This is a genomic window from Vibrio sp. Vb0304, assembly GCF_033338995.1.
GTDB classification, from domain to species: domain Bacteria; phylum Pseudomonadota; class Gammaproteobacteria; order Enterobacterales; family Vibrionaceae; genus Vibrio; species Vibrio alginolyticus.
The window spans coordinates 311,064-333,765 of record NZ_JAWOTT010000001.1 but is presented as its reverse complement, the minus strand read 5'-3'; the positions used below and the strand labels follow the sequence as shown (position 1 = coordinate 333,765).

The window sequence follows — 22,702 nt, the reverse complement described above, 5'->3', positions numbered from 1 at the left end:
TCCTATCTTTTGTCTACTAAGTTAGGTGTAATTTCTCTATCACTTCAGAGCACCCCATCCGATCACCTAGCTGTGCGTGAAGCATTTTGATGGACGCTACTTGTTTAGCAGCTAGTGCTTTATTGGAGAAAAGGTAGATAAACGAACCATTTTCAATGACCTCGTGATCTAGTAGACCAGAAACATCATCAACCTTATCGATCAAAGTCGTGTGATACCCTTGTTCACAAAGCTTCGCTGCTTGAATCCAACTCTCAGATTCTCTGTTTTGTTCAAAGCTAATGAGCAGACACTTTCCTTTGGAAGCGGCTTTGTTTTCAGAATCGATAACAAGGGCAAGTCGAGTGATTAAACAAGTCTGAAATAACCCCACCTGCAAGGATCGCAACGATCCTTTTACCATATCTAGCGCATCAAATACTGGGCTAATAAACTGATCAATAACGAGTTTTAGTGGGTACTCTTTAAGAACAGAGGCAAGTAAACTCTCTGCTTTTCCTCGATTCAGGGTAGACAGCGCAAGCAGCATGTTTTCAACTTCTTCGAGTGTGCGAACCTCGTTTTTGACTTCGACATCGGCGCTTTTTCCTAGCAACCCCTTCACTTTACCAATCGAAATCCCCTTCGCGAGCCAACTCTGGACTTCGCGAATCGTATCGAGATCTTGCTGGCGATAGAGTCTGTGTCCTTTTTCAGTTCGCTGAGGCTGGATCAAGTTGTATCTTCGTTGCCAAGCTCTCAGCGTAACTGGTTTTACACCCGTGATTTCTGCGACATCTCGGATCGCGTATAGTTTTTCTTCTGAACTACAAACCATAGCGTAATCTCATCTCCTGCGGATACGGTTCTAAAAACTTCTGTTTTGCTAAATACTCGTCTGGGTAAGTATTTAAGTAATGCTTAATCAACGTAAGTGGTGCTAGCAGAGGCAGCATTCCAATACGGTAGTCGTGAATCACTGTCGCTAACTCTTCTTTTTCTTCTTTAGTTAGTGAGCGTTTGAAGTACCCTTGTAAATGCATCAACACATTTGTGTTATTTTTGCGGCTAGCCCGATTCGTTAACGCCTTCATCAGTCCTAAACGATACTCTTGGTAAAAGTCTTCAATTTCATAATTAGCGACATCGGCAACTAAGCGGCCAAGGGATCGGTATGACTCTGGGTGGTGTGCCATTAACGTCAGTTTGTAGCGCGAATGAAAGTCGATGATTTTGCCACGAGTAGGCTCACCATCCATCGAGTCGTAAAAGTCATTTAGACAAAATACTCGAGTAATAAAATTTTCTTTCAATACAGGGTCGTTAAGTCTGCCATCCTCTTCAACAGGCAACCAAGGCATTTTTTGCATCAATGTTTGTGTATACAAGCCAACACCTTCTTTCGCAGCACTGTTCTTGCTGTAAACCTTGACTCGCTCCATGCCACAAGTTGGTGACTTGGCACAAACGATGTAACCACAAAGCTGCTCGCTTTGAAGTTCATCTACTTTATTGGCCGAGTAAGTGAGCATATTGTCGGTATGATCATTTTCTGGATTTTTGGTTTCAACCAATGCAACACGCTCTTCATTAGAAACAAGACGAATTGTTGGACGGGGTACTGGCATACCTACGCCGACTTCAGGGCATACCGAAACAAAGTCAAAATACGGGCTGAGCTCTTTAGTCACAAAGTTGCTCACCTTATGACCAGAGTCAAAACGCACTCGTTCACCCAAAACACACGAACTGATACCTACTTTGATTGAAGATTCCATGATGACGCATCCCTATACAAAAAGTTTTGTTGTATAACTTATAGCAAGCCTTTCCAGATTGTACAAGAAAATAAGTTGTACAATTTAATCGTTTTACTTCACTCGAAAGTATTTCGATCAACCAGCTGTCAGAAAAAAGTTTGGCCCAAAAACAAAGAATTTGTGCGCGCAATCGACAAACTGCTCAAAAGCAAATCGATTGCTCTTTTGATTTCAACAGATTTGGTTATCAATAGTAGTTGCAGTTTCTAAATGCGTGGTTTTTGTGACTAAGCTCTCAAGGGGCTACTGTACGTCCCGATATTATTGCCTCAACGAAAACGAACAAGTTCAACAGAATTGGTAATAGCGCTCTATAATAGAGGCGTTTTATCAAAACAAAACTTTGGAGAGCACTTATGGCAACCCCACACATTAACGCACAACCAGGTGATTTCGCTGAAACAGTTCTAATGCCAGGCGACCCGTTGCGCGCTAAATACATCGCTGAAACGTTCCTAGAAGATGTGAAACAAGTTTGTGACGTTCGCAACATGTTCGGCTTTACTGGCACTTACAAAGGCAAAAAAGTTTCTGTAATGGGCCACGGCATGGGTATCCCGTCTTGCTGTATCTACGTACACGAGCTAATCGCTGAATACGGCGTGAAAAACGTTATCCGTGTGGGTAGCTGTGGTGCAGTACGTGACGACGTGAAACTAATGGACGTTGTTATCGGTATGGGTGCTTCTACAGACTCTAAAGTTAACCGTATCCGTTTCAACAACCACGATTTCGCAGCAATCGCTGATTACGGTCTTCTAGAAGAAGCCGTTAACCAAGCGCGCGCTCAGGAAGTGCCTGTAAAAGTAGGTAACGTATTCTCTGCTGACCTGTTCTACACACCAGAAGCAGACATCTTCGAGAAGATGGAAAAACTAGGCATCCTAGGTGTAGACATGGAAGCGGCTGGTATCTACGGCGTAGCAGCTGACCTAGGCGCGAAAGCACTGACTATCCTGACAGTTTCTGACCACATCATCCGTGGTGAAAAACTAAGCTCAGAAGAGCGTCAGAAGTCGTTCAACGACATGATGAAAGTTGCACTAGAAACTGCAATCAACATCTAAGAACAAATAGTAAGTAATAATTTGCAGCCAGAGTTATGCTGGCTGCCCGAATTATCCCGAGGGGGCGATTGTGTCTAACGGCGAACTGCCAAAAGACGCAGATGGGTTACAACTCAACTTTTGTAAAACATTGGCGTGTGACAACTTTGGATTGAGTGATGCAAAGCGTTACGTTCTGCAACATGCGAACCCTAAGCGTCCGGCGATGGTATGCCGTGAATGTGGAGCTTTCCCCCCCTTACTTAATAATCGCGATGTCGTGAACGAACTTCATCGCCTGCGGCACGTCCACAGTGACGGGTTGCCTGCTTGCCGTAATGATGATTGCGACAACTTTGGACTTTCTGTCCACACTCACAAACACCTCTATCACGCTTTCGGTTACAGTGGCGATCGCCAACGTTACCGCTGTAAAGTGTGTCAAAGTACCTTTGTCGACAAGTGGTCTGGTGCCAACAAGAAGCTTCAATTTCAAGAGAACTTGATGGGTTTATTGTTTACGGGATATTCCGTACGAGAAATCTGCCGCAAGCTTAGTATTAACCCAAAAACCTTTTACGATCATGTTGACCATATAGCTAGCCGCTGCCGCCGCAAGCTGGCAACCATTGATGCGCGCTGGGTAAACCACGCAACGCATTATGAATTGGCCTCAAACTATATTGCATTGCAACCGAACAGCAATAATGGTGTGTATTGGATTGTTTCTGGCGAAGCGCATTCTGGCTATATTCTTTGCCAGCACGTCAATTATTCCGCTGATGAAGAGCCAATCGCAACTCTCGATCATAACCCTTACGATGAGGTGTCTCGTTTTGTTTCCCAGGAGTACGTAGCGGAAGCAAGTGAGCCGCTTGCGGAACCTTCTCATCACCTGAGAGAGCGAATTGACCAAAAATACCAAACAATTTTGGCTCGCGGTAACGTAGAAGACCCTCTTGGTAATCTATCTGTATTTCATTACCCTTCAAAAGGGGCATTAGTCCGTCCGCCATACACCTCGTATGCACACTATTTACACGTACTTGATATGTGCTGCCCAAACAAACGTGTATCTCTATACATGCCTCAAGATCCCCTACTACGTTCAGCTGCACTGAGCGTTTGTTTACCTCGTATTAAAGAGAAAAGTGTCGACTTGATGTACGTAGAAGAGGACGCTAGTTGGGACATGAGTACTCCCTTTGGCAAAGTCGATATCGCCTATATGAGTTGGTGGCGCGATCGCTGGGCAATCTCTAGTCAAAACGAAAACCACAAAGGCATTTGCTACCTCGCTGGCGATCAAAATGAGCCTGAAAAATGGTTTAACGTTGCGACAACTCGTCATGTGAAGTTTTATCAAAACCGCTTTCAGATTCTTTTCGAAAGCTTCATTAACGAGCCACGTCGCAAATTACGACCTGCTGGTATTTTACCTCTTTTAGATATATTCAGAGCTTGGCATAATTTGTGCTATCAGGATAAACAAGGTCTTACCGCTGCACAAAGGTTGGAAGTCTCTGATGCACCTTTGACAATCAAACAGCTCCTATCGTAGCTATTCTATTGGTAATTTAGATGTAGTAATTAGGGGTTGTAACGGTATACATTACGGCCCCTGATCGTTTACCAAAACGTTATCCGCATCGCTTTGGTAAAGAAACATGCATCTAACCACTTAATATTAGGTGTGATTTCCAGTTCGATAGTCATGGATGTGAACGTTGGATAAAAACCAAATTCAGCTAGAAGATGATCTCACTAAGCTTAAAGGCCAAATAAAATCGGCCCCTAAACATACCTTTAATGTTGCGCAGCAATATCGTATCCGCGCGGAACAAATTTTATTTGTGGACGGAGAGATCAAAGCCTTACTCATCATGGCGCAATGCTGTTGGTGCCTAATGGATTACCGACAAGGCTTAAAACTCGTCAAAGACGCTTACAGCAAACAAACACAGCTTGAAACCGACGATCATCTCCCGGAAATTCTCCATCTTTTTGCACTCCAATATTGGGGCCAAGCAAAGTATTATTCCGCGCAACAATATTGGATTAATGCGCTCGAACAATCTGCTCTTGTTGATGATGTTGAAATTCAAATCGAATCTCTAATTGGGCTTGGTAATGTATGGCGCATCACTAATGAACACCAACTTGCCGCTTCAACTCATGAGTTAGCCGTTAAAGTGGCAAACAATGTTCGTATTGCTTGGTTAGAAGGCAAAGCGCGCATCCTATTAGCTTGGGACTATTACTTACTAAATAAGTTTGTCGAGATGCTTACGGTACTGGATGGAGCAACCGAAGTATTAAAAGATCATGATGACAGTACGTGGCAAGCCGAGATCTGGGACTTTAAAGGGTTAGCACTGCTTGGACTAGAACGCCTTGATGCGGCCGAAGAAGCCACCCAAAAAGCCCACCAGCTCGCCATTGAGCATGACCTCGTTTGGATGAAAGCACACTCTTTTATTAGCCGAGCAAGACTTGAGCTTTTGCGCCAAAATACAGACAGCGCTGCCAAGTTGCTACTTGCAGCAGAAGAGTCTGCACTCAGTTTCGACCACGGTGAGCTACTCAGCCAAATTTGCTTCCAACAATCACGAGTCGCTGAAGAACAAGGAGACTTTGAGTCTGCGTTTAACGCGTTCAAGAAATACCGTAAGCACGCACTCAAAATGCTCAAAGAACAAACTCACCGAATCAGCATGGATAAAGCAAGAGGCTCTAAACGCCAACTAGAGCAGCGAGCACGTAAGCTGATCAATCATATTCGCTCTCAACACGAATACGACCCTGAAAAACAGTTCTCTAATGTCGTTTCTGAGACCTACTGGTGGGAACAGTTAGTTTTGTTTAAAACGGAGCTCAAACGCTCTAACCACGCCATCATTATGATTCAGCATTCAAACCCCGAAGTTCTCGATGTTTGTACCGAGCTCGTTCATGCATTGACAACCTCTAGCGACCTCATCTCGAGAATTTCCAGTAACAGGCTAGCAATGTTAATTGCAGAAAAAGGTCAAGCAGCAGAAGAGGTCTACCGCACTGTCCAAGCGATGTTAGACATCTATCCATGGAAGCGACGCGGAATCAAAGGCCCTAAACCGATACTGTATTTGCAAGATATCCTGACCTTCCCATTCACGTTAGAACAGCTCGAAGAAAGTTATATTGAGGTAATGAAGAATGGAACAACTGCTTAGCAAGGTGACTGACGCAGGTATCGATCCTTCTTCCGTTTCAGGTGAAGAAGCGATTACGCTATGGGAACACATAGGGTTACATATTGCGTCAACAAACCGAGAGAAAGCGCATTGCTATATCATTAGCGCCGAGTATCGAAGAGAGATCAAACAGCTCAACGACAGCATTAGTGAATTGAAACAAGCGCTTGAGTTGCTTGTTTTACCAGAAGATGTGGAAGATATTCTTTCTGTGAAAGCAAGCTTGAGTGAGCGTTTAGTTGAAGTAGGTGACTACAATGCGGCATTGACCGAGTATGTTGCTTCAACCAATATCGCCGTCGAGTACGGCTATATTGATGAGTACGTATTGGCCATTATTGGAATGGGTAATTTGTGCGATGCCTATGGGGATCACCAACGTGCATTACGTTATTATCAAAAAATAGATGCTATCGATCACGCTATTGGCAGTCGATCCCTACGCCTTCGTTACAAGCTGTACATGCTTGCCTGTTATATCAGCTTGAACCGTACCGCAGACGCCAAAGAGCTATTGAGTGAATGTGAAGAACTGAGCATTCTCGTCAGTGATAAAAACCTCGCCGCACAAATTCACCTCTACCGAGCCAAATTACATCGTCTGCAAGAAGACTACCCCAGTGCGTTGCTGGCTATTTCGAATGTTCAGTATACAACGGGTAGTGCCACGACATACTGGTTATCTACGATGGTCAAAATTGAGACTGCGTATTGTCTAAACGGTGTAGGGCACACCTCTTTAGCTAATTTAACGTTGGACTCCATCAGTAAAAGGATTCAAAAGCAGCTATCTCCTATCGTTACTCAGCATTTTTATAACGCGATGAGTCAAGTTTACGCCTCTCAAGGGTTGTATCAAGAAGCATTAAATTGTGAAAAAAAAGCGCATAGAATCGAATCTGATCTTGTAAAACATATTCCGATCGGTGAGTTAGGGTCTGCTCAACTACGCCGACTTTCACGCTTTGAGTTACAACTCAAACTCATTTTGTCAGAGCTAGAAAACAAAGAACTAAAAGAAACCACCAAGCAGCATAAAAATACTGTTGCTCAGCTACAGCAGGACGTCTTTACCGATCCACTTACGTCTTTACACAACAGACGCTGGTTAGAAGTTAAACTAAAAGATCTACTTCTGCACGATACTGCATTTGCATTGATGGTCATCGATATCGATCACTTCAAATCCATCAATGACGAACTAAGCCACTTGGTGGGCGACAAAGCGATCAAAAGTGTGTCACAGGAACTGGCGTCCTACTTCAGATTTAAAGGCGCATCGTGCGTACGATTTGGTGGTGAAGAGTTCCTCGTGATCCTTGAGAATACCCAACTGGAACGCGCAGAAATGCATGCCGAGAATTATCGTGAACGGATTTATCAATATGGTTGGGACGATATTCTTGGTGAGCGGGGGCTGACCGTATCCATAGGGATTACCTTGCATCGAGAAGGCGAGAATACTCAGCGAACTTTTTATCGTGCAGACAAAGCTCTTTATCGCGCCAAAGCCAATGGCAGAAACCAAGTCTGTACCGAACTTTAAACCATGCCCCGGTTGACACCTGGGCTTTAGTATACTTTTTACTTATCCTTCCTATATCACTTCACTGCTTGTTTAAATAAGTACTCAGCAACACCTTAGCTGCCAATAAACATCAGTGGATACTTACATCGCATAAACATAATTCCTACATAAAAACCGCTTGATTCATCTGTAGTTAAGACAAATACTTAAATTGTTAATTTACGTAGATTTTCCATTTCGCAATACGCACAGGTAGGTAAGATGTTTCTAGACTATTTTGCACTTGGGTTACTCATCTTCGTTGCTTTAGTGATCTTTTACGGAATCATTGTCATCCATGATATTCCATATGAAATCGCCAAAGAGAGAGAGCACCCGCACCAAGACGCAATTCACTACGCTGGCTGGGTCAGCCTTTTCACTTTGCATGCGCTGTGGCCATTTTTATGGATCTGGGCAACATTATGGCGCAAGGAACGCGGCTGGGGTTTTAAACAACTAGAACAAGAAACACACGACATTCATCACCGCCTTGAAGAACTCATCGATGAAGTCAACGAACTCAAAAACCAAGTATCGATGTTGAAACAACAAAAGATTCAGCAAAAGCCTTTGCCTGAACAAAGTAAAGAGGACGAATAATGGACTTATTGCTGATTCTGACTTACGCAGCTCTTTGTATTGCCATTTTTAAAATTTTCAATATTCCTCTAAACAAATGGACCGTTCCAACCGCCGTACTTGGCGGCGTAGTGTTAGTGGGCACACTCGTGCTGCTTATGAACTACAACCACCCATTTACTCAATTGGGTAACCAAGTGTTCCCGACTACGCCTATCGTCTCTGGCGTGCGTGGCCGCGTGGTGGAAGTGCCAGTCCAGGCCAACCAACCGCTCAAAACGGGCGATATTCTTTTCAAAATCGATCCTGTCCCTTTTGAAGCAGAAGTTGCTCGCCTGGAAGCGAAAGTTAAAGAAGCAAGCCAAGGTGCGTTGGGCTTAGAGTCTGATCTAAGAGAGGCAGAAGCTGCTGTATTGAAAGCACAAGCGGACAGAGATAAAGCACAAAGGGAATTTAGCCGATATCAAAGGGGCTTTGATCGTGGCGCGTTTACTGAACAAGATTTGGATACTCGACGCCAAGCGTATAAAGCGGCAGAAGCCATGTTAGACGTTGCGATTTTGCAACAAGAACAAGCGCAAATCGCTCTGGACTCTGAAATCGGAGGCGAAAATACCCAAGTCGCGCAACTTCTTGCCGAGCTGCGTAAAGCAGAGTTTAACCTAGAGCAAACCGTCGTTCGTGCGCCAACCGATGGTTACGTTACGCAATTGGCTTTGCGTCCTGGTGTTATGGCTGTGCCGTTGCCACTTGCCCCGGCAATGACCTTCGTACATACCGAAGACATTACGTACACCGCGGCATTCAGACAGAACTCATTACAACGCTTGAAGCCAGGCTTTGAAGCAGAATTTATGTTCCGCGCAATTCCGGGCAAAGTGTTCCGTGGCGAAGTCATTGACGTGATTCCAGCCATTGGTGAAAGCCAAATTCAAGCGCGAGGCGCTCTGCTTGGGACTGATGCCTTGCGCACGAGCGGACGTGTTTTTGCGAAGCTGAAAATTACCGACGACTTGAGTGGATACCACCTACCAATGGGTACTGCGGTTGAAGTTGCAGTTTATTCAGACAGCTTTACTCACGTATCAGTGATGCGCAAAGTGCTTATTCGTATGAAGAGCTGGCAGAACTATTTATACCTCGACCATTAATGAACATATAGCGCATTCATTTATTGGTAAAAATAACATCAAACCGTGTAATCAGGGGCTGACGATCAGCCCCTGATTCATTCTAGCCATCCAGATAGATAGCATTCCCACTTTTATTAATATTCTGTATAATGCGCGCCTTATTTTTAATGCTTGCTAAAACCAAAGCCAGTCAAAGGGATGCGTGAATCAAATCACACATTTCCTGAAGAAAAATAGAGCAAACAATAAGCAGCTTGGTTGTTTTGAATATATGTTACACAATCAAATAACTAACGCTTTCCAACAATATAAATGAACGTTCTTTAAAATCGACTATTGAACTGAGGTTATCTATGAATCTTTCCGCTAAAACTGTTGTGGTTATTGCAATCGGTGCTGCTCTTTACGGTATCGGCGGCTTACCTATGTTTGGCATCCCTGTGTTTGCAAACACAACGCTAAAACCAGCAATGGCAGTATTAGCATTGTTCTCAGTACTATTTGGACCACTTGTTGGCTTCTTGGTTGGTTTTATTGGTCACTGGGTTACTGACCTATTTGCAGGTTGGGGCGTATGGCTCACTTGGGTACTTGGTTCAGGTATTGTTGGTTTGATTATCGGTCTATTCCCTTCTCTAACGCGCTACCGTTTGGAGAAAGGTGATTTCAATATGAAAGACTTCGCGTTATTCGTAGTACTTGCGCTATTAGGCAACGTATTTGGTTACGGTTGCTCTGCATTCCTCGACACGATTTTATACGCAGAACCGTTCACTAAAGTGTTTACCCAGCTTTCTATTATCGCGATCGGTAACACCATTCTTATTGCTATTGTTGGCTTCTTCATTCTTAAATCTGTCGCTAAACGTAACAAGCAAAGCCGTAACTTAACAGAGGCTTAATGTCGAATGACAATCGAATTTTCTAACTTCTCTTTTAGATATGAGTCGCTGGACAAACCGACGCTAAAAAATATCAATCTAAGGATAGAGAAAGGAGAGAAAATCGTCATTATCGGTCCAAGTGGTAGTGGTAAATCTACCCTTGGGCAATGTCTTAACGGACTGATCCCACACGCAATCAAAGGGGAAACCAGTGGAACATTGACCATCAATGGTCAAGACACCGCCCCTTTCGACATGCACCAATACACTGAGCAAGTTGGCACCGTACTGCAAGATACGGACAGCCAATTTGTCGGTTTGAGCATTGGCGAAGACATTGCATTTGCGCTGGAGAACCAGCTAACTTCAAATATCGACATGTACCCATTGGTCAAAGCCACGGCCAAAATGGTCGACTTGGAACAGATGCTAGAACGCTCACCCCACGATTTATCTGGCGGGCAGAAACAGCGTGTTTCTTTGGCGGGCATTCTCGTCGATGACGTCGATATCCTTTTGTTTGATGAACCACTAGCTGCGCTTGACCCTAAAACGGGTAAAAAAACCATCGAGATCATCGATGATCTACACCGCGAAACGGGCAAAACCATCGTGATCATTGAGCATCGTCTTGAAGACGTTCTGCATTGCTCAGTTGACCGTATTATCTTGATGGAAAGCGGCAAAATCATTGCCGATACAACGCCAGATGAAATTTTAGCGTCGCCTCTGCTAGAAGATTACGGCATCCGCGAACCGCTTTATATTTCAGCACTGAAAGAAGCAGGCTGCGCGATTGAGGGCGATGCAAAACCTTCTAGCTTAACTAACTTACCGTTGGAGCAATATAAACCGGCAGTACAAGCATGGTTTGATGGTTCAACAGCACAACCGCCCAAAACGCCAGCCGAGACTTTGCTTGAAGTCCGTGGCCTCACCTATTCTTACGACGGTGAGAAAAACGCGTTAGAAGACGTGAGTTTTGACATCAAGCGTGGCGAGTTTGTCTCTGTACTTGGCAAAAATGGCTCGGGTAAATCGACCATTACCAGACTGATTATGGGCGTTATTGAAGCGGATAGCGGCTCAATGAGTATGAATGGTCAAGATCTTAACGAACTGACCATCTTCGAGCGCAGCCAGAAAGTGGGCGTGGTGATGCAAAACCCGAATCACATGATTTCCCATCACATGATTTTCGACGAAGTGGCCTTCGGCCTCCGTAATCGTGGCGTTGAAGAGAAACAAATCGAAGCTAAAGTACTTGAAGTCCTTGAGCTGTGCGGTTTGAGTAAATACCGTCACTGGCCAATCGAAGCATTGAGTTATGGCCAGAAAAAGCGCGTAACCATTGCGTCAATTTTGGTCTTGGAACCAGAGCTTCTGATCCTTGATGAACCGACGGCAGGTCAGGACTATCGAAACTACACGTCTATGCTGAGTTTCATCGAAAAGCTCAATCGCGAGTTGGGCGTAACCGTAATGATCATCTCTCATGACATGCATTTAGTGTTGGAATATACCTCGCGCTCTATCGTGATTGCAGACAGTAAATTAGTCGCGGATGCACCAATGACGCAGGTATTCAGCAGTCCAGAGCTACTAAACCAAGCAAACCTCACTACCACAAGTTTGTTTGAGTTGGCTACGAAAGTTGGTATCGAGGACACCAATGGCTTTATGCAGCACTTTATCAATGTAGAAAAAGCGCACCGCCAACAAAAAAGCGACGACGTAAACCAACTAGAGAAAGCGGTGGCATGAAAGACAATAAGATGAAGTTTGGTATCAACTACATCGATACCCAATCGCCACTTCATAAGTTGAATGGCATTACTAAGTTCTTGCTTTTCATTGCTTGGGTAACGGTGGTGTTGACCACATTTGACTTGCGAATCATCGCGCTGTTGATCGTGCTTGGTTTAGGCTTATTGAAAATGACCAAAGTGCCATTTCATGTCTACAAACCGCTTTTACTGGGGACAGGCACGGTATTACTGATCAATGCCCTGTTTATGTTCGCGTTAGCACCGCAACAAGGTACTGAGTTCATGGGCTCATCAACGGTTTTACTCTCGTTACCCGGTAATTACTCGCTCACTCAAGAGACGTTGTTTTACCTAGTAACAGTGACGTTGAAATACTTCAGCATGTTTCCAATCGCGTTGGTGTTTGTATTTACCACTCACCCGACGGAGTTTTCAGCCAGCTTGAACCGCTTGGGTGTACCTTACAAAATCGCCTATGCCGTAAGCTTAACGCTGCGCTACTTGCCGGAAGTGAAAAAGGACTTTGTTAACATCATGCACGCGCAACAAGCACGAGGAGTAGAACTGAGCAAGAAGGCTCCGTTGTTCACTCGTATGAAGAACGTCGCGAAGATTCTTGGACCTCTGATTTTCTCTAGTTTAGACCGAGCCGATCAAATCTCAAACGCGATGACGCTACGTGGTTTTGGCCGTCACTCCTCTCGCACTTGGTACAGCTTAAAACCACTAACCACAGCCGATATGATCTGTATGGCGGGGATTGCGGTGATAGTGATTGCGGCGATCAGCAAGCGTGTGATGGACACACAACTGTTCTGGTATCCGTTTTAAATTCTGAAGCTTCAAACTGAACATAACGTGGTTAGTGTTGTGACCACGTTATCTTCCGTCTTTCCCCTCGATAACTCGCCTGTTGACTTCTAGCTTGCAAGTATTCAAAAGAAGCGGTAATTTCAGCGGCTCGCTGATGTGCCAGAAAGTTGCTTATTCAAACGACCAACATGAACTAAACTCATCAGTTTTATCAGGGGCTTAATGATCAACTGCGCACTGCCCACGATGAAAAGCCAAGTACCACTTTCAATCAACGAATCATTCAAAAAGAAAAAGCTACCAATTAAAAACCAAATAGCAATGAGTAGGTCGTTTGCAGCACCTAACGCCTCATAGCGGCGCTGAATAACGATGTGACGGCTTCCTAGATCTAAATCCAACTCTCTGCCATGTATCTGCACTGTATAGCTCCCCTCTTATTGTTTCGCGTCAGTTATGCCCAAGTTATTTCGAAATACTTAGTTCTAAACCCTAACGGACGTGGCATGCATTGACAACCATTGGAGGGATTATCTATTTGCAATAAAAAGAAAAGGGCGCATAAGCACCCTTTTTAGCGAGTCTAATTACAGGTATTCGCTTTAACGATTAGATAGTGAGTACCAACTTAACTCCACTTCAACAAGCGAGTTTCGTTGCCTTCTTCCGGCTTCGCTGGAATATTGAGTGACAACAGCAAGCTCACTGCTGCCATACCAGCGCCGATGTAAAATACGCTCGCAGGTGAAACAAGCCAGATGACACCAAACGTAACAGGTATTACAACTGCAGCAATATGGTTAATCGTAAACGCAACGCCTGCGGTCGACGCCATATCGGCAGGATCGGCAATTTTCTGGAAGTAGGTTTTAATCGCAAGCGCTAACGCGAAAAATAAATGATCGACAACATACAATGCTGCCGCCCACTCTGCCGTTTGCACCAAACCGTACCCGACGAACACGAAGATCAAACCGACGTATTCAAACATCAACGCTTTGCGCTCACCAACAACGCCGATAAAACGGCCTATTCGCTTCGCAAACAAGAAGTTAAAGACATAGTTAATCAGGAACAACAACGTAATATCTGCGGCGGAGTAACCAAACTTCTCTACCATCAAGAAACCAGCGAACACCGTAAAAATTTGACGGCGTGCTCCACTCATAAACGTAAGCGCATAGTATAACCAGTAACGTTTACGCAGGATGAGCTTCTTGTTCTGAGGCACTTTTGTCTTAAATTGTGGGAAGGCAAATGCCATCACCAAAATGAGCACAAAACCTAAACCACCAGCCATTAAATAGACCGTTTTAAAATCAAGTTTGAGCTGTTCGAGCGAAACCCAAATGGCGCCGTAGGTAAACAGAGAAGCCAAAGCTCCAACAGAAATAAACTTACCCAGCATTTCTGGCGCTTCTTCTTTAGATAGCCATTGTAAAGACAAAGACTGCTTGAGTGTTTCAAAGTAATGGAAGCCGGTGGACATTAACAAGGTTGTAAAAAGTAGACCGTACAAAGTGGGAAAATAACCTGTTAATGCCGTACCAAGCGTAAGCATCGCCAAAGAGACGAGCATAAAGCGTTGCTCTCGGATAAACAGCAATACAAACACGGCGGTAAAGGCCAAAAAACCCGGAATTTCGCGCACACTTTGCAATAGGCCTATGTCTGCACCATCAAAGTTTGCTTTCTCGATAACAAAGTTGTTCAACAACGCCATCCAGGTAGAAAAAGCAATGGGCACGATAATGGAAATTAACAGGAGGAAATTTTGCGGCGTTCTCCAGCCGTGCGATGAGGTAGTCATGATGTTTCCTTTAAATATGAAGGCATCATCATAGCTTTAAATGTAACAAATTCGCAATATCATTATTATTTTAAGCCCAGAGCAAGCAGATATGGCTGAGGAATATTGTTATGAAGATAAACATCGCGCTTAACTCCTGGCTAAGCGCGATGTTCAAGTATCAAGAGAAATAAAGCATGAGTAAATGTGCTCAGTGGCTTAATCAATGACTTTTACTGATAGGCGATTTTTAAATTCAAACACATGTTCTGGACATACATCCAAACAACGACCACAGCTAATGCAGTTTTGATCCATAACTCGACGATCTCCCTCTTTCAAAGGCTGCCGAAGCACTTCTGGTTCTGGGCAAACGTAAAAGCAATCCATGCATTTGGTGCAATCTTCGCGCCGAACAGCAGTAACGCGCAACAGGCTTTTTCGGCCTATCACGCCATAGGTAGCCCCCAGTGGACATAAGTGCCCACACCACCCATGCTCAACCAAGAGTAAATCCAACACAAACACTAGGGCGATTAGCACCCAACCTGCGCCCATACCAAACACCAACCCGCGATGAAGTGCCGCAACTGGATCTAACCATGTCCAAAGAATCGCGCCAGATAGCGCACTGCCCAACATCAAAACAGGGATCAGCCAATAACGAATCATGGGAGACCAACGATAGCTCGATTTAATGTTGAACTTTCGACGCAACCACGCCGCCAAGTCTGTCACGATGTTCAACGGGCACACCCAAGCACAAAATGCGCGCGGCGCCAAAATCGCGTAAAACACCACGACAATCACTACGCCTAACAACGCATTAAACTCCGGAACATGCCCTGTCGCCAAAGCTTGAAGCACAATTAACGGGTCACTTAACGGCACGTTATCGAGCAACATACTTGATGACAGATTACCAGTTAGAATTCCCAGCGTCGGCCCAGCCATAAACAGCGCAATGATGGTGAACTGACATAGCCGACGTAAAATCAAAAACCGATGCGCGCGCCACCAACCAAGCTTTTCAAGCGCTTCTTTGCCAGCATTTTGAGCTAAATTCTTTGCCATTACTTACCTCCTTTTAGCGATTCAAGCGCACCTTCCGGCACAGGCGTCTCACTAGGGAGGATATTTTCGAGTGGTTTGTCGATCTCTTTCCAACCAAAATTGTAGTGGCTGCCCACTTTGCCTTTCGCCAAATCCGTCGGGACAACTTTAATAGCAGCGACATCCAACACGCACGCTTGTTCACACTTACCACATCCGGTACACACTTCGGAATTCACTGTAGGGATAAGTTTGGCGTGATAGCCAGTTCGATCGTTGTGAACCATCTCTAACGTAATGGCTTCATCAATCAGCGGACAAACGCGATAACAAACGTCGCATCGTAACCCTTGCCAGTTAAGGCAAGTTTCATGGTCAATAAGAACCGCTGTACCCATTCGAGCATCATCAATATCGGTTAGTTTCGGATCCAGCGCCCCACTCGGACAAGCGACAACACAAGGAATGTCTTCGCACATTTCGCAGGGAATATCGCGTGCAGTAAAGTAAGGTGAGCCAGTCGCGACGGGTGAAAGTAATGTCGCAAGTTTCAGGGTATCGTAAGGACATGCCTGAACACACAAGCCACATCGAATACAAGTTGATTCGAAATCGCCTTCCGGCAATGCACCAGGCGGACGAATAGGCACACCTTTGGTTTCTCGAGCTTGGCTTTGTAGCGATTGTAAGCCCAATACACACGCAGCTGCACCAACACCAGCCGCAGTTCGAGCTGTATCACGCAAAAATCGGCGCCGACTTTGCGATATTTTAGACTGAGAGGATTTCATACTATTTCCTCAACAAAACTCCCTTATCAAGTTAAGCATAAATAGCCCTAAACGTGTCGTTTCCCTATACCTCATAGGAGGTAACCCCTTTCTCTATTGATTCAAGTCAACTGACGCACAGTGCCGTCGTCACAGTTTGACTAAATGCGTTTATTTACTGCGACATGAAATTCACCACGATACTCTGCAGTACGCGCCATTCTCAGTACAATAATTCAACACCTTTGCAATCTACTCGCTCAATTCGATGATAAATCACTACTAAAAATTCAAAAAATGACATCATAACAAGCTAATTTAAAAGGCATTTATCCATTAAACATAAGAAAACACTATCCAAATAAGAAAACTGTGGTTAGATTAAAAATTAAAACTAAAAAGCGAAGGAGAGAGACATGGAAATTATCGTACGTCCAACGACCGTCGAAGACGCAGCAGCACTCGTAGAAATCTATTCACAACCAAAAGCACAACGTGAAACCCTGCAACTCCCAAAGCCTTCGCTCGCGATGTGGGTGGAAAGATTGTCAAACATACCTGATGGTGTTTATAGCTATGTCGCTGAAATAGATGGTAAAGTCGTCGGAAATATTGGCTTTCATCACTCTCTACGTCCAAGAACAATGCACACGGCATCGTTTGGCATCGGAGTACATGATAGTTTCCACGGACTCGGTATTGGTAGCAAACTGATAGAAACAGTCACTGAACTAGCAGATAACTGGTTAAATGTGAGAAGAATTCAAATAGAGGTCAATGCCGATAACGACGCCGCCATTGGGCTTTATAAAAAGCATGGATTTAAAATTGAGGGTGAAGCGATTGACGGTTCCTTCCGTGATGGTGAATTCATCAATACCTATTACATGGCGCGCATCAGACCAGGCCAAAGATAAAACAAAGCCTCCTACTAATTGGAGGCTTTTCTTTTTAAACTTCGACTCACTTTCGTAAGTAAGCCAACGCTCTGCGAGTCAATGCTTCTGTGTAGGGATTGATCTTCCAGTGGTCGGGACTCCAACCTTTCACAAATCGCTGAAAGTCTGCCCAAGCCACAGCAAACAAAGGACGCCATTCACGCTCGACTTCATTAGGGTCAAGATTCGGTTGATAGCCCATTAGCGCGTGTTGCAACTGAGCAAAATACGTATCCAAAACCCAAACTTCCATCTCTGCACAACGTTCTGGCTTAACGGCACTACTCATAAACAGTGCCACATCTTTCATGGCACACCCACATCCAACGTATTGAAAGTCAACCGCAGCAACGTTTGATTCTTCTTCATCAAAACAGAAGTTCGCCAATTTGGCATCACCGTGTACTAGTGTTTTAAACTTAGCTTGCGAAAGCGTTTGATCAATCAATTGAGCCGCATTTTGTAGCTCAGTGTCTTGCAATGCTTCAAGCTCGTCGGGTCTGGTTGCTAAGTGCCAGTATGTACCGATATGCCACAACTTATCAGAACGAACATTGATGTATCGCGCATGAAAGTTCGCCAACCAAGTGAGGCAGGCTTGTAGATGCTTTAGCTGTGCATCTGTGATGACTTTTGGAAAGCCCACCTCGGCGAGATCTTCCATCACAATGAGCCATTCATTCTCCGATTGGAACGTTTTTAGACCTTGTGGTACTCGGCAGCGAGTATCCACCCCTCCGGAAAAATACTCATACCAATTCACTTCCACCTGATAAGAGTGCAACTTTCTTTGATGAGAACGGTCCGTATTCCAGCCTCTAGGATGCTCTGAAGGCTTAGGGAGTTTTACATGCTTAATGATCACCGAACGAGTAGAATAAGTAACTCGGACTAACTCCCCATAGCCTCCCCATAGCGATTGTATGACTTCTACAGAGCGGTAATTACCGAGATTGAGTTCCTGGCCAATATTTTGGTAGCGTTGGTGGTTGTTACTCATCATGCGATCAGATGTGACCACGTTTGGTTCTTCTCCATGTAGTGAATAACATATGGGCAAACTGGTTTGATTTGATAACCGAGTGACTCAATTTCTGGCAACACCGCTTCCATCATCACTTTTCCGTACCCCTTACCTCGCAGTGCTTCAGGAACAACCGTTGATGTAATGTGCATGACATTACCCTTAAGCTGATAAATCACCTTGGCTTTATAACCCTGCTCTAAATCAACCCAGAATGTACTATTCGTGGTCTCATGAGTTACTTTATGCATATCTTGCTCTCTAATTTTTGTTACAGATTGATTGAATCAAACTATATCACTGAATAAAATCGATACCATGCGAGAGTGCTGCTTCGCCTCACGCGATTACCTTCTTACATCAGGTACGACAATTATAATGAGAAATATGAGCCCAATTGCCAGAGACGGCAAGCTACCTCTGCAAAGCAAGAAGGCACCAGAACGTCAGGCAAGTACATTAAATAGCACCGATGCAATGGCAATGGTCGAACATGGCAGTGAAGTGAGCTTAAACGTCACCACCCCCGTTGGTACAAAGTTTATTACAACCAGCACATTTGTTGGCTGTCACTCAAATAATACTGCATTGATAGAGGTTCCGAACATCTCCGATGAAGACTTGAAGTTCTATTTTCAAGAAGGCTTTTGGATCAATGTAAAAGCCTACTCTCATCGAGGTGAAGGGGCCGTTATCCCATTTCGGGCCCAATTACAGCATCGACTAGGCGATCCGTACCCAATTTTGGTGCTAGACCTACCCAACACTATGCAGGTCTTTCAGCTTCGCAAAGAAGTGCGTTACGAAGTAAATTTGAGAGCGCGTGTTTGTTTAGAAGCCTATCGAACTGAATGCGAAATAAGAGATTTATCTCGTAGTGGCTGTCGTTTTGTAACATCACCAATGAGCCGACCACTTCAGGTTGGTGACCACGTTTCATTGGATCTAACGATGCCCGGAGAAAGTCGTATGCTAGCGCCGTTGCGAGGTCGTATTTGTAATTTACAAAAATCAACGCACTATGCTCGCTACGGAATGGAGTTTGATGAGGTTGGTAAAAACAACGCTAAAAACCTCCTCAGTCACCTCAAATTTGATGGTACTAAGCTCACACTAAAAAGATAGATTTGATAACCCCTATCGCTTATCAAGAAGCTTTGAAGTGCTAGAAAACAAGAAACCCCTTACTTTTCAGTAAGGGGTTTTATTTACTAAGAATAAGGCAGTGTCTTAGATAAGAGTCATGACTTAAAAGTCGTAACGTAGACCTAGCGCTAGCTCATCTTTTTCATCAGCGCCTTCGTTATCCATTAGATCGAAGTTGTATGATGCGTAGCCACGGAAGTTAGGCTTGAAGTAGTAAGTTACATCAACAGCTAGGTTTTCTACAGTATCTGCGTCTTCTAGTTCACCTTTGTTGAACGTAGAAGTGAATACAGTTTGACCCATAGTGTAAGCAGCGGCTAGTTCGTAGCCTTTGTAATCAAGAGTCTTGCCTGCAACATCCATATCCGCGCCAGTGTAGTTACCAGCGAAGTAGAAGTCACCTACAGAGTATGCAGCTACTAGCATGAACTCATCGCTGTCGTTTTGATCTGCGTAACCAGCACCTAGTTCAAAACCAGTGTTAGCAAACGCGTAAACACCAGATAGAGAGAAGCCATCTTCCTCGTTGTCTGTAAAGCCTTGTGCATCTGTTGTGCGATCAGCAAAACGGTAGCTAGCGCGTACAGCTAGTTGCTCGAATTGGCCTTTGTAAGACAGCATGTTATCTGTACGGTCAGAAACAGGCAGTTTAAGTGCTGCTGTGTTACCGTGGTAAGCCATAATGTCAGTAAAGTCAGTAAGAACCACTAGTGCGCCGTCGTTTTTACCGTAAGTTACTTCACCGTATTTGCCACCCAGACCTGCATAAGCGTAACGAGTTTCAAGATCACTATCGTTATCTACAGCACCTTCTTCTTTTGTTTTGAACTCACCTTCCCAAAAACCAACACCGTATAGGTTTTCATTGATTTCCTGTTTGCCTAGGAAGTTAAGACGGATGCGAGTACGGTCTTCTGCCTTACCATCCATCATAGAAAGACGCGCTTCAGCGCGGCCGCCCATCTCAAGAGAAGTGCCATCTTGGTTGTATAGTTCTGAAGCGACAACTTGAGATCCTGATGCCATTAGCGCCACTGCTACAGCTAAAGTTTTTAATTTCATTTTTATTTTCCATATCATTGTTTTATATGTGCTTTCTCACCAGAAAAACAGGACTTTTCTGTACCAACGAGAAAACTGGCGGCATAGTAGCAGCTGTTATTTTTCACGCAACGTGTTGAATAAACAGCGCTTATAGAAGAAAACACCACTTAAAATGACGATATGAATACCTCTCAACCATCAAGTTATCGGTTGAGTTAAAAAAAATGTTCGCGTCAAAAAAAAATTGACGAAAAAAATGTAAAAACAATATCACAAAACGTGATATTGCCCGCAAAAAAAATCTTGTTAACTAACTGTTTTAGATAGACTTATTGATAATAAATCCGATTATTACAAACAAAAAAATCCCTGAGCATTCACTCAGGGATTTAGAGATTTGATAAGTAGATGATGAATTAAAGCTTAAAGAAACTTAATTGCTCTTTCTGCTTCTCTGCAAGTAATGAAAGCTCAGTACTCGCACTTGCACTCTGGCTGATGCCCGCTACGTTTTGGTTTACAAGCTCCGACATGTTAACCACGTTGCGATTGATATCTTGAGTAACTTGAGACTGCTCTTCGGCTGCGGTTGCTACTTGCGTGTTTGAATCGTTGATGTTGGCGACTGACTCGGTAATTCCAACCAACGCTTCATTCGCTTGTTGCGTCAGCTCGTTGTTGCGGCTAAGCATATCAAGGCTGACTTGCATACTGTCATTCGCAAGCCCAGACTGCGCTTGAAGCTTTTCAATGATCGTTTGGATCTCTTGTGTCGAGTCTTGAGTACGCGCTGCTAGCATGCGTACTTCATCAGCTACTACCGCAAAACCACGACCAGACTCACCAGCTCGCGCCGCTTCAATCGCAGCATTCAATGCTAGCAAGTTGGTCTGCTCAGATACGCCGCGAATCACTTCAATAACATCGTTGATCTGTACAGATTGCTCTTTTAGACGCAAAACAACTTGCGCTGCATCGTTCAATGCTTGAGACATTTGCGCACTTGCTTCCGCACTTTCTTGGAAGATAGCCAAACCTGATTGAGCAAGTCCATCAGCTTCACGCGCGGTTGCGTCAGCAGAGGTCGCGTTATCACTCACATTATTCGCAGTACTTGCAAGCTCGTTAACCGCAGATGCAACTTGCTCGATCTCCGCCAACTCTTGTTGAGCGTTCGCTTCCGCTTGCGTCATTACCGCAGCTAATTCGGTCGATGCAGATGCAACTTCCTCACTAATACGGGTTAACTGGTCCACAGTGTTGTATAACTGCTCTGCGGTTTGGTTTACATCTTTGCTCAGCTTAGAGATCTCATTGTCCCCATCGACATCTGCACGTACTGATAGATTACCCATTGCTAACTGACGCATCACTTCTTGCAGCTTTTGGATTGGTGTAACAATCATGCCAGATAGGAACCAAGCGCCTATCAATGAGAAAGCAAATACCGCTAAAACCGTCAACATAGCGTTATTTTGCACACGTTCATTTTGCTGATGACTTCTGATAGTAGATTGTTCAGCTTGCTCGTTTACATGCTTTGATAGCGTGTTAATTTGTTGGACCATTTCTCGGCCAACATTGCGATACTCTTTGACAAATGCACGGTACTCGCTATCCGATTTCAAACCTTGATCGTATTGGTTGAAGAAAGCAACTGAGCGCTCTGAATATCGCACATAGGATTCAATTGCTTGGCGAACTTTAACGGCATCGTCACGGAATAGGTTTCGGGCTTCAATTGCGCTTAAATCGGCATCAACTTGCTTTAAGCCTTCTTTCAATTCGGTTAGAAAATTCTCACGACGAGAAGCATCGTAAATAGCGTAAACCGCGCTTATGCGCAGAGGGTAAATTTGGTCGTCAATACTCGCCAATGTGTCTTTGTGAAAAACCAAAGATTCTTGGTTGGAAGCAATAACATCTTGCTCTGCTTGAAGATTGTTTTTAGTAATCCAAAGAGCAATAAACAAAACAATCGCGGTAAATAATACCGGAACCAAAATTTGCGTTCGTACTGACAAATTTTTCAGTGATAACTGCATGACAGGGCCTCAGTTGTATGCGTGATGTCTATATCCAAACAAACTCGAGCAGTGCTTATAACAACGT

The 22,702-nt window shown here is 44.3% G+C and carries 21 protein-coding genes; 11 read left to right on the top strand and 10 right to left on the bottom strand.

The features are described 5' to 3' along the window. Positions 1-16: 16 nt before the first annotated feature. Complete coding sequence (locus tag R7P35_RS01440) at positions 17-817, bottom strand: MerR family transcriptional regulator (protein ID WP_005375142.1); 801 nt, start codon at positions 815-817, stop codon at positions 17-19. Continuing rightward, positions 807-1,757 carry a YbgA family protein gene (locus R7P35_RS01435; protein ID WP_005375141.1) on the bottom strand — a complete coding sequence of 317 codons (951 nt, stop codon included), beginning with the start codon at positions 1,755-1,757 and terminating at the stop codon, positions 807-809. Before R7P35_RS01435 ends, R7P35_RS01440 begins: the two co-directional genes overlap by 11 nt. Positions 1,758-2,155: 398 nt before the next feature. On the opposite strand from R7P35_RS01435, the gene deoD reads away from it, so the two are divergent. The 9 genes from deoD to R7P35_RS01390 all read left to right on the top strand — a co-directional run bounded on the left by deoD (position 2,156) and on the right by R7P35_RS01390 (position 12,844). Beyond that, positions 2,156-2,866: a purine-nucleoside phosphorylase gene (gene deoD, locus R7P35_RS01430; protein ID WP_005375140.1), complete on the top strand. Its 711-nt coding sequence runs from the start codon at positions 2,156-2,158 to the stop codon at positions 2,864-2,866. Between the two features lie 70 nt (positions 2,867-2,936). Next, positions 2,937-4,406, top strand: a complete 1,470-nt coding sequence (locus tag R7P35_RS01425; RefSeq protein WP_005383936.1) for a hypothetical protein — start codon at positions 2,937-2,939, stop codon at positions 4,404-4,406. A 166-nt stretch (positions 4,407-4,572) separates the two neighbouring features. Then, a complete protein-coding gene (locus tag R7P35_RS01420; protein ID WP_054729922.1) occupies positions 4,573-6,057 on the top strand; it encodes a hypothetical protein in 1,485 nt (494 codons plus the stop codon). Next, positions 6,041-7,624 (top strand): GGDEF domain-containing protein, encoded by a 1,584-nt coding sequence (locus tag R7P35_RS01415; protein ID WP_005375136.1) that lies wholly within the window; start codon positions 6,041-6,043, stop codon positions 7,622-7,624. Before R7P35_RS01420 ends, R7P35_RS01415 begins: the two co-directional genes overlap by 17 nt. A 243-nt stretch (positions 7,625-7,867) precedes the next feature. Beyond that, the gene (locus R7P35_RS01410; RefSeq protein ID WP_064376388.1) at positions 7,868-8,248 is read left to right on the top strand and encodes a DUF3302 domain-containing protein; all 381 of its coding nucleotides are present in this window, start codon (positions 7,868-7,870) and stop codon (positions 8,246-8,248) included. After that, a complete protein-coding gene (locus tag R7P35_RS01405) occupies positions 8,248-9,378 on the top strand; it encodes an HlyD family secretion protein (protein ID WP_005375134.1) in 1,131 nt (376 codons plus the stop codon). Before R7P35_RS01410 ends, R7P35_RS01405 begins: the two co-directional genes overlap by 1 nt. Positions 9,379-9,713: 335 nt before the next feature. Next, positions 9,714-10,262: an ECF-type riboflavin transporter substrate-binding protein gene (locus R7P35_RS01400; RefSeq protein ID WP_005375133.1), complete on the top strand. Its 549-nt coding sequence runs from the start codon at positions 9,714-9,716 to the stop codon at positions 10,260-10,262. Between the two features lie 6 nt (positions 10,263-10,268). Then, positions 10,269-12,008, top strand: a complete 1,740-nt coding sequence (locus R7P35_RS01395; protein ID WP_258458237.1) for an ABC transporter ATP-binding protein — start codon at positions 10,269-10,271, stop codon at positions 12,006-12,008. Next, positions 12,005-12,844: an energy-coupling factor transporter transmembrane component T family protein gene (locus R7P35_RS01390; RefSeq protein ID WP_213972890.1), complete on the top strand. Its 840-nt coding sequence runs from the start codon at positions 12,005-12,007 to the stop codon at positions 12,842-12,844. The genes R7P35_RS01395 and R7P35_RS01390 overlap by 4 nt, the downstream gene beginning before the upstream one ends. Before the next feature lie 122 nt (positions 12,845-12,966). Here R7P35_RS01390 and R7P35_RS01385 read toward each other — a convergent pair whose 3' ends face one another. The 4 genes from R7P35_RS01385 to napG form a co-directional block, all read right to left on the bottom strand. Further along, the gene (locus tag R7P35_RS01385; RefSeq protein ID WP_025768568.1) at positions 12,967-13,248 is read right to left on the bottom strand and encodes a YrhK family protein; all 282 of its coding nucleotides are present in this window, start codon (positions 13,246-13,248) and stop codon (positions 12,967-12,969) included. A gap of 206 nt (positions 13,249-13,454) precedes the next feature. Beyond that, a complete protein-coding gene (locus R7P35_RS01380; RefSeq protein WP_005375129.1) occupies positions 13,455-14,636 on the bottom strand; it encodes an MFS transporter in 1,182 nt (393 codons plus the stop codon). A 198-nt stretch (positions 14,637-14,834) separates the two neighbouring features. Continuing rightward, a complete protein-coding gene (napH, locus tag R7P35_RS01375; protein WP_149191634.1) occupies positions 14,835-15,689 on the bottom strand; it encodes a quinol dehydrogenase ferredoxin subunit NapH in 855 nt (284 codons plus the stop codon). Continuing rightward, positions 15,689-16,459: a ferredoxin-type protein NapG gene (gene napG / locus R7P35_RS01370; protein WP_149191635.1), complete on the bottom strand. Its 771-nt coding sequence runs from the start codon at positions 16,457-16,459 to the stop codon at positions 15,689-15,691. Before napG ends, napH begins: the two co-directional genes overlap by 1 nt. Before the next feature lie 395 nt (positions 16,460-16,854). Between napG and R7P35_RS01365 the strand changes: the two genes are divergently transcribed. Next, positions 16,855-17,355, top strand: a complete 501-nt coding sequence (locus R7P35_RS01365; RefSeq protein WP_149191636.1) for a GNAT family N-acetyltransferase — start codon at positions 16,855-16,857, stop codon at positions 17,353-17,355. Positions 17,356-17,401: 46 nt separating this feature from the next. Here the strand turns inward: R7P35_RS01365 and R7P35_RS01360 are convergent, their stop codons facing one another. Together R7P35_RS01360 and R7P35_RS01355 are read right to left on the bottom strand one after the other, a co-directional pair. Beyond that, on the bottom strand, positions 17,402-18,379 hold the full coding sequence (locus R7P35_RS01360; protein ID WP_253657586.1) for an ecdysteroid 22-kinase family protein: 978 nt from the start codon (positions 18,377-18,379) through the stop codon (positions 17,402-17,404). Beyond that, positions 18,376-18,651, bottom strand: a complete 276-nt coding sequence (locus R7P35_RS01355) for a GNAT family N-acetyltransferase (RefSeq protein WP_017820514.1) — start codon at positions 18,649-18,651, stop codon at positions 18,376-18,378. Before R7P35_RS01355 ends, R7P35_RS01360 begins: the two co-directional genes overlap by 4 nt. Before the next feature lie 127 nt (positions 18,652-18,778). Here R7P35_RS01355 and R7P35_RS01350 point away from each other — a divergent pair, with 127 nt between their 5' ends. Continuing rightward, complete coding sequence (locus tag R7P35_RS01350) at positions 18,779-19,525, top strand: flagellar brake protein (protein ID WP_042521645.1); 747 nt, start codon at positions 18,779-18,781, stop codon at positions 19,523-19,525. 123 nt (positions 19,526-19,648) lie between these two features. Here the strand turns inward: R7P35_RS01350 and R7P35_RS01345 are convergent, their stop codons facing one another. Beyond that, complete coding sequence (locus R7P35_RS01345) at positions 19,649-20,608, bottom strand: porin (protein ID WP_053350045.1); 960 nt, start codon at positions 20,606-20,608, stop codon at positions 19,649-19,651. Between the two features lie 398 nt (positions 20,609-21,006). Next, positions 21,007-22,635 (bottom strand): methyl-accepting chemotaxis protein, encoded by a 1,629-nt coding sequence (locus R7P35_RS01340; protein WP_318091586.1) that lies wholly within the window; start codon positions 22,633-22,635, stop codon positions 21,007-21,009. Positions 22,636-22,702: the final 67 nt, after the last annotated feature.

Coding starts and splice junctions, on each gene's coding strand:
- R7P35_RS01440 (WP_005375142.1), bottom strand. CDS start 817: ATGGTTTGTAGTTCAGAAGAAAAACTATACGCGATCCGAGATGTCGCA.
- R7P35_RS01435 (WP_005375141.1), bottom strand. CDS start 1,757: ATGGAATCTTCAATCAAAGTAGGTATCAGTTCGTGTGTTTTGGGTGAA.
- deoD (WP_005375140.1), top strand. CDS start 2,156: ATGGCAACCCCACACATTAACGCACAACCAGGTGATTTCGCTGAAACA.
- R7P35_RS01415 (WP_005375136.1), top strand. CDS start 6,041: ATGGAACAACTGCTTAGCAAGGTGACTGACGCAGGTATCGATCCTTCT.
- R7P35_RS01410 (WP_064376388.1), top strand. CDS start 7,868: ATGTTTCTAGACTATTTTGCACTTGGGTTACTCATCTTCGTTGCTTTA.
- R7P35_RS01405 (WP_005375134.1), top strand. CDS start 8,248: ATGGACTTATTGCTGATTCTGACTTACGCAGCTCTTTGTATTGCCATT.
- R7P35_RS01400 (WP_005375133.1), top strand. CDS start 9,714: ATGAATCTTTCCGCTAAAACTGTTGTGGTTATTGCAATCGGTGCTGCT.
- R7P35_RS01395 (WP_258458237.1), top strand. CDS start 10,269: ATGACAATCGAATTTTCTAACTTCTCTTTTAGATATGAGTCGCTGGAC.
- R7P35_RS01390 (WP_213972890.1), top strand. CDS start 12,005: ATGAAAGACAATAAGATGAAGTTTGGTATCAACTACATCGATACCCAA.
- R7P35_RS01380 (WP_005375129.1), bottom strand. CDS start 14,636: ATGACTACCTCATCGCACGGCTGGAGAACGCCGCAAAATTTCCTCCTG.
- napH (WP_149191634.1), bottom strand. CDS start 15,689: ATGGCAAAGAATTTAGCTCAAAATGCTGGCAAAGAAGCGCTTGAAAAG.
- napG (WP_149191635.1), bottom strand. CDS start 16,459: ATGAAATCCTCTCAGTCTAAAATATCGCAAAGTCGGCGCCGATTTTTG.
- R7P35_RS01365 (WP_149191636.1), top strand. CDS start 16,855: ATGGAAATTATCGTACGTCCAACGACCGTCGAAGACGCAGCAGCACTC.
- R7P35_RS01360 (WP_253657586.1), bottom strand. CDS start 18,379: ATGATGAGTAACAACCACCAACGCTACCAAAATATTGGCCAGGAACTC.
- R7P35_RS01355 (WP_017820514.1), bottom strand. CDS start 18,651: ATGCATAAAGTAACTCATGAGACCACGAATAGTACATTCTGGGTTGAT.
- R7P35_RS01350 (WP_042521645.1), top strand. CDS start 18,779: ATGAGAAATATGAGCCCAATTGCCAGAGACGGCAAGCTACCTCTGCAA.
- R7P35_RS01345 (WP_053350045.1), bottom strand. CDS start 20,608: ATGAAATTAAAAACTTTAGCTGTAGCAGTGGCGCTAATGGCATCAGGA.
- R7P35_RS01340 (WP_318091586.1), bottom strand. CDS start 22,635: ATGCAGTTATCACTGAAAAATTTGTCAGTACGAACGCAAATTTTGGTT.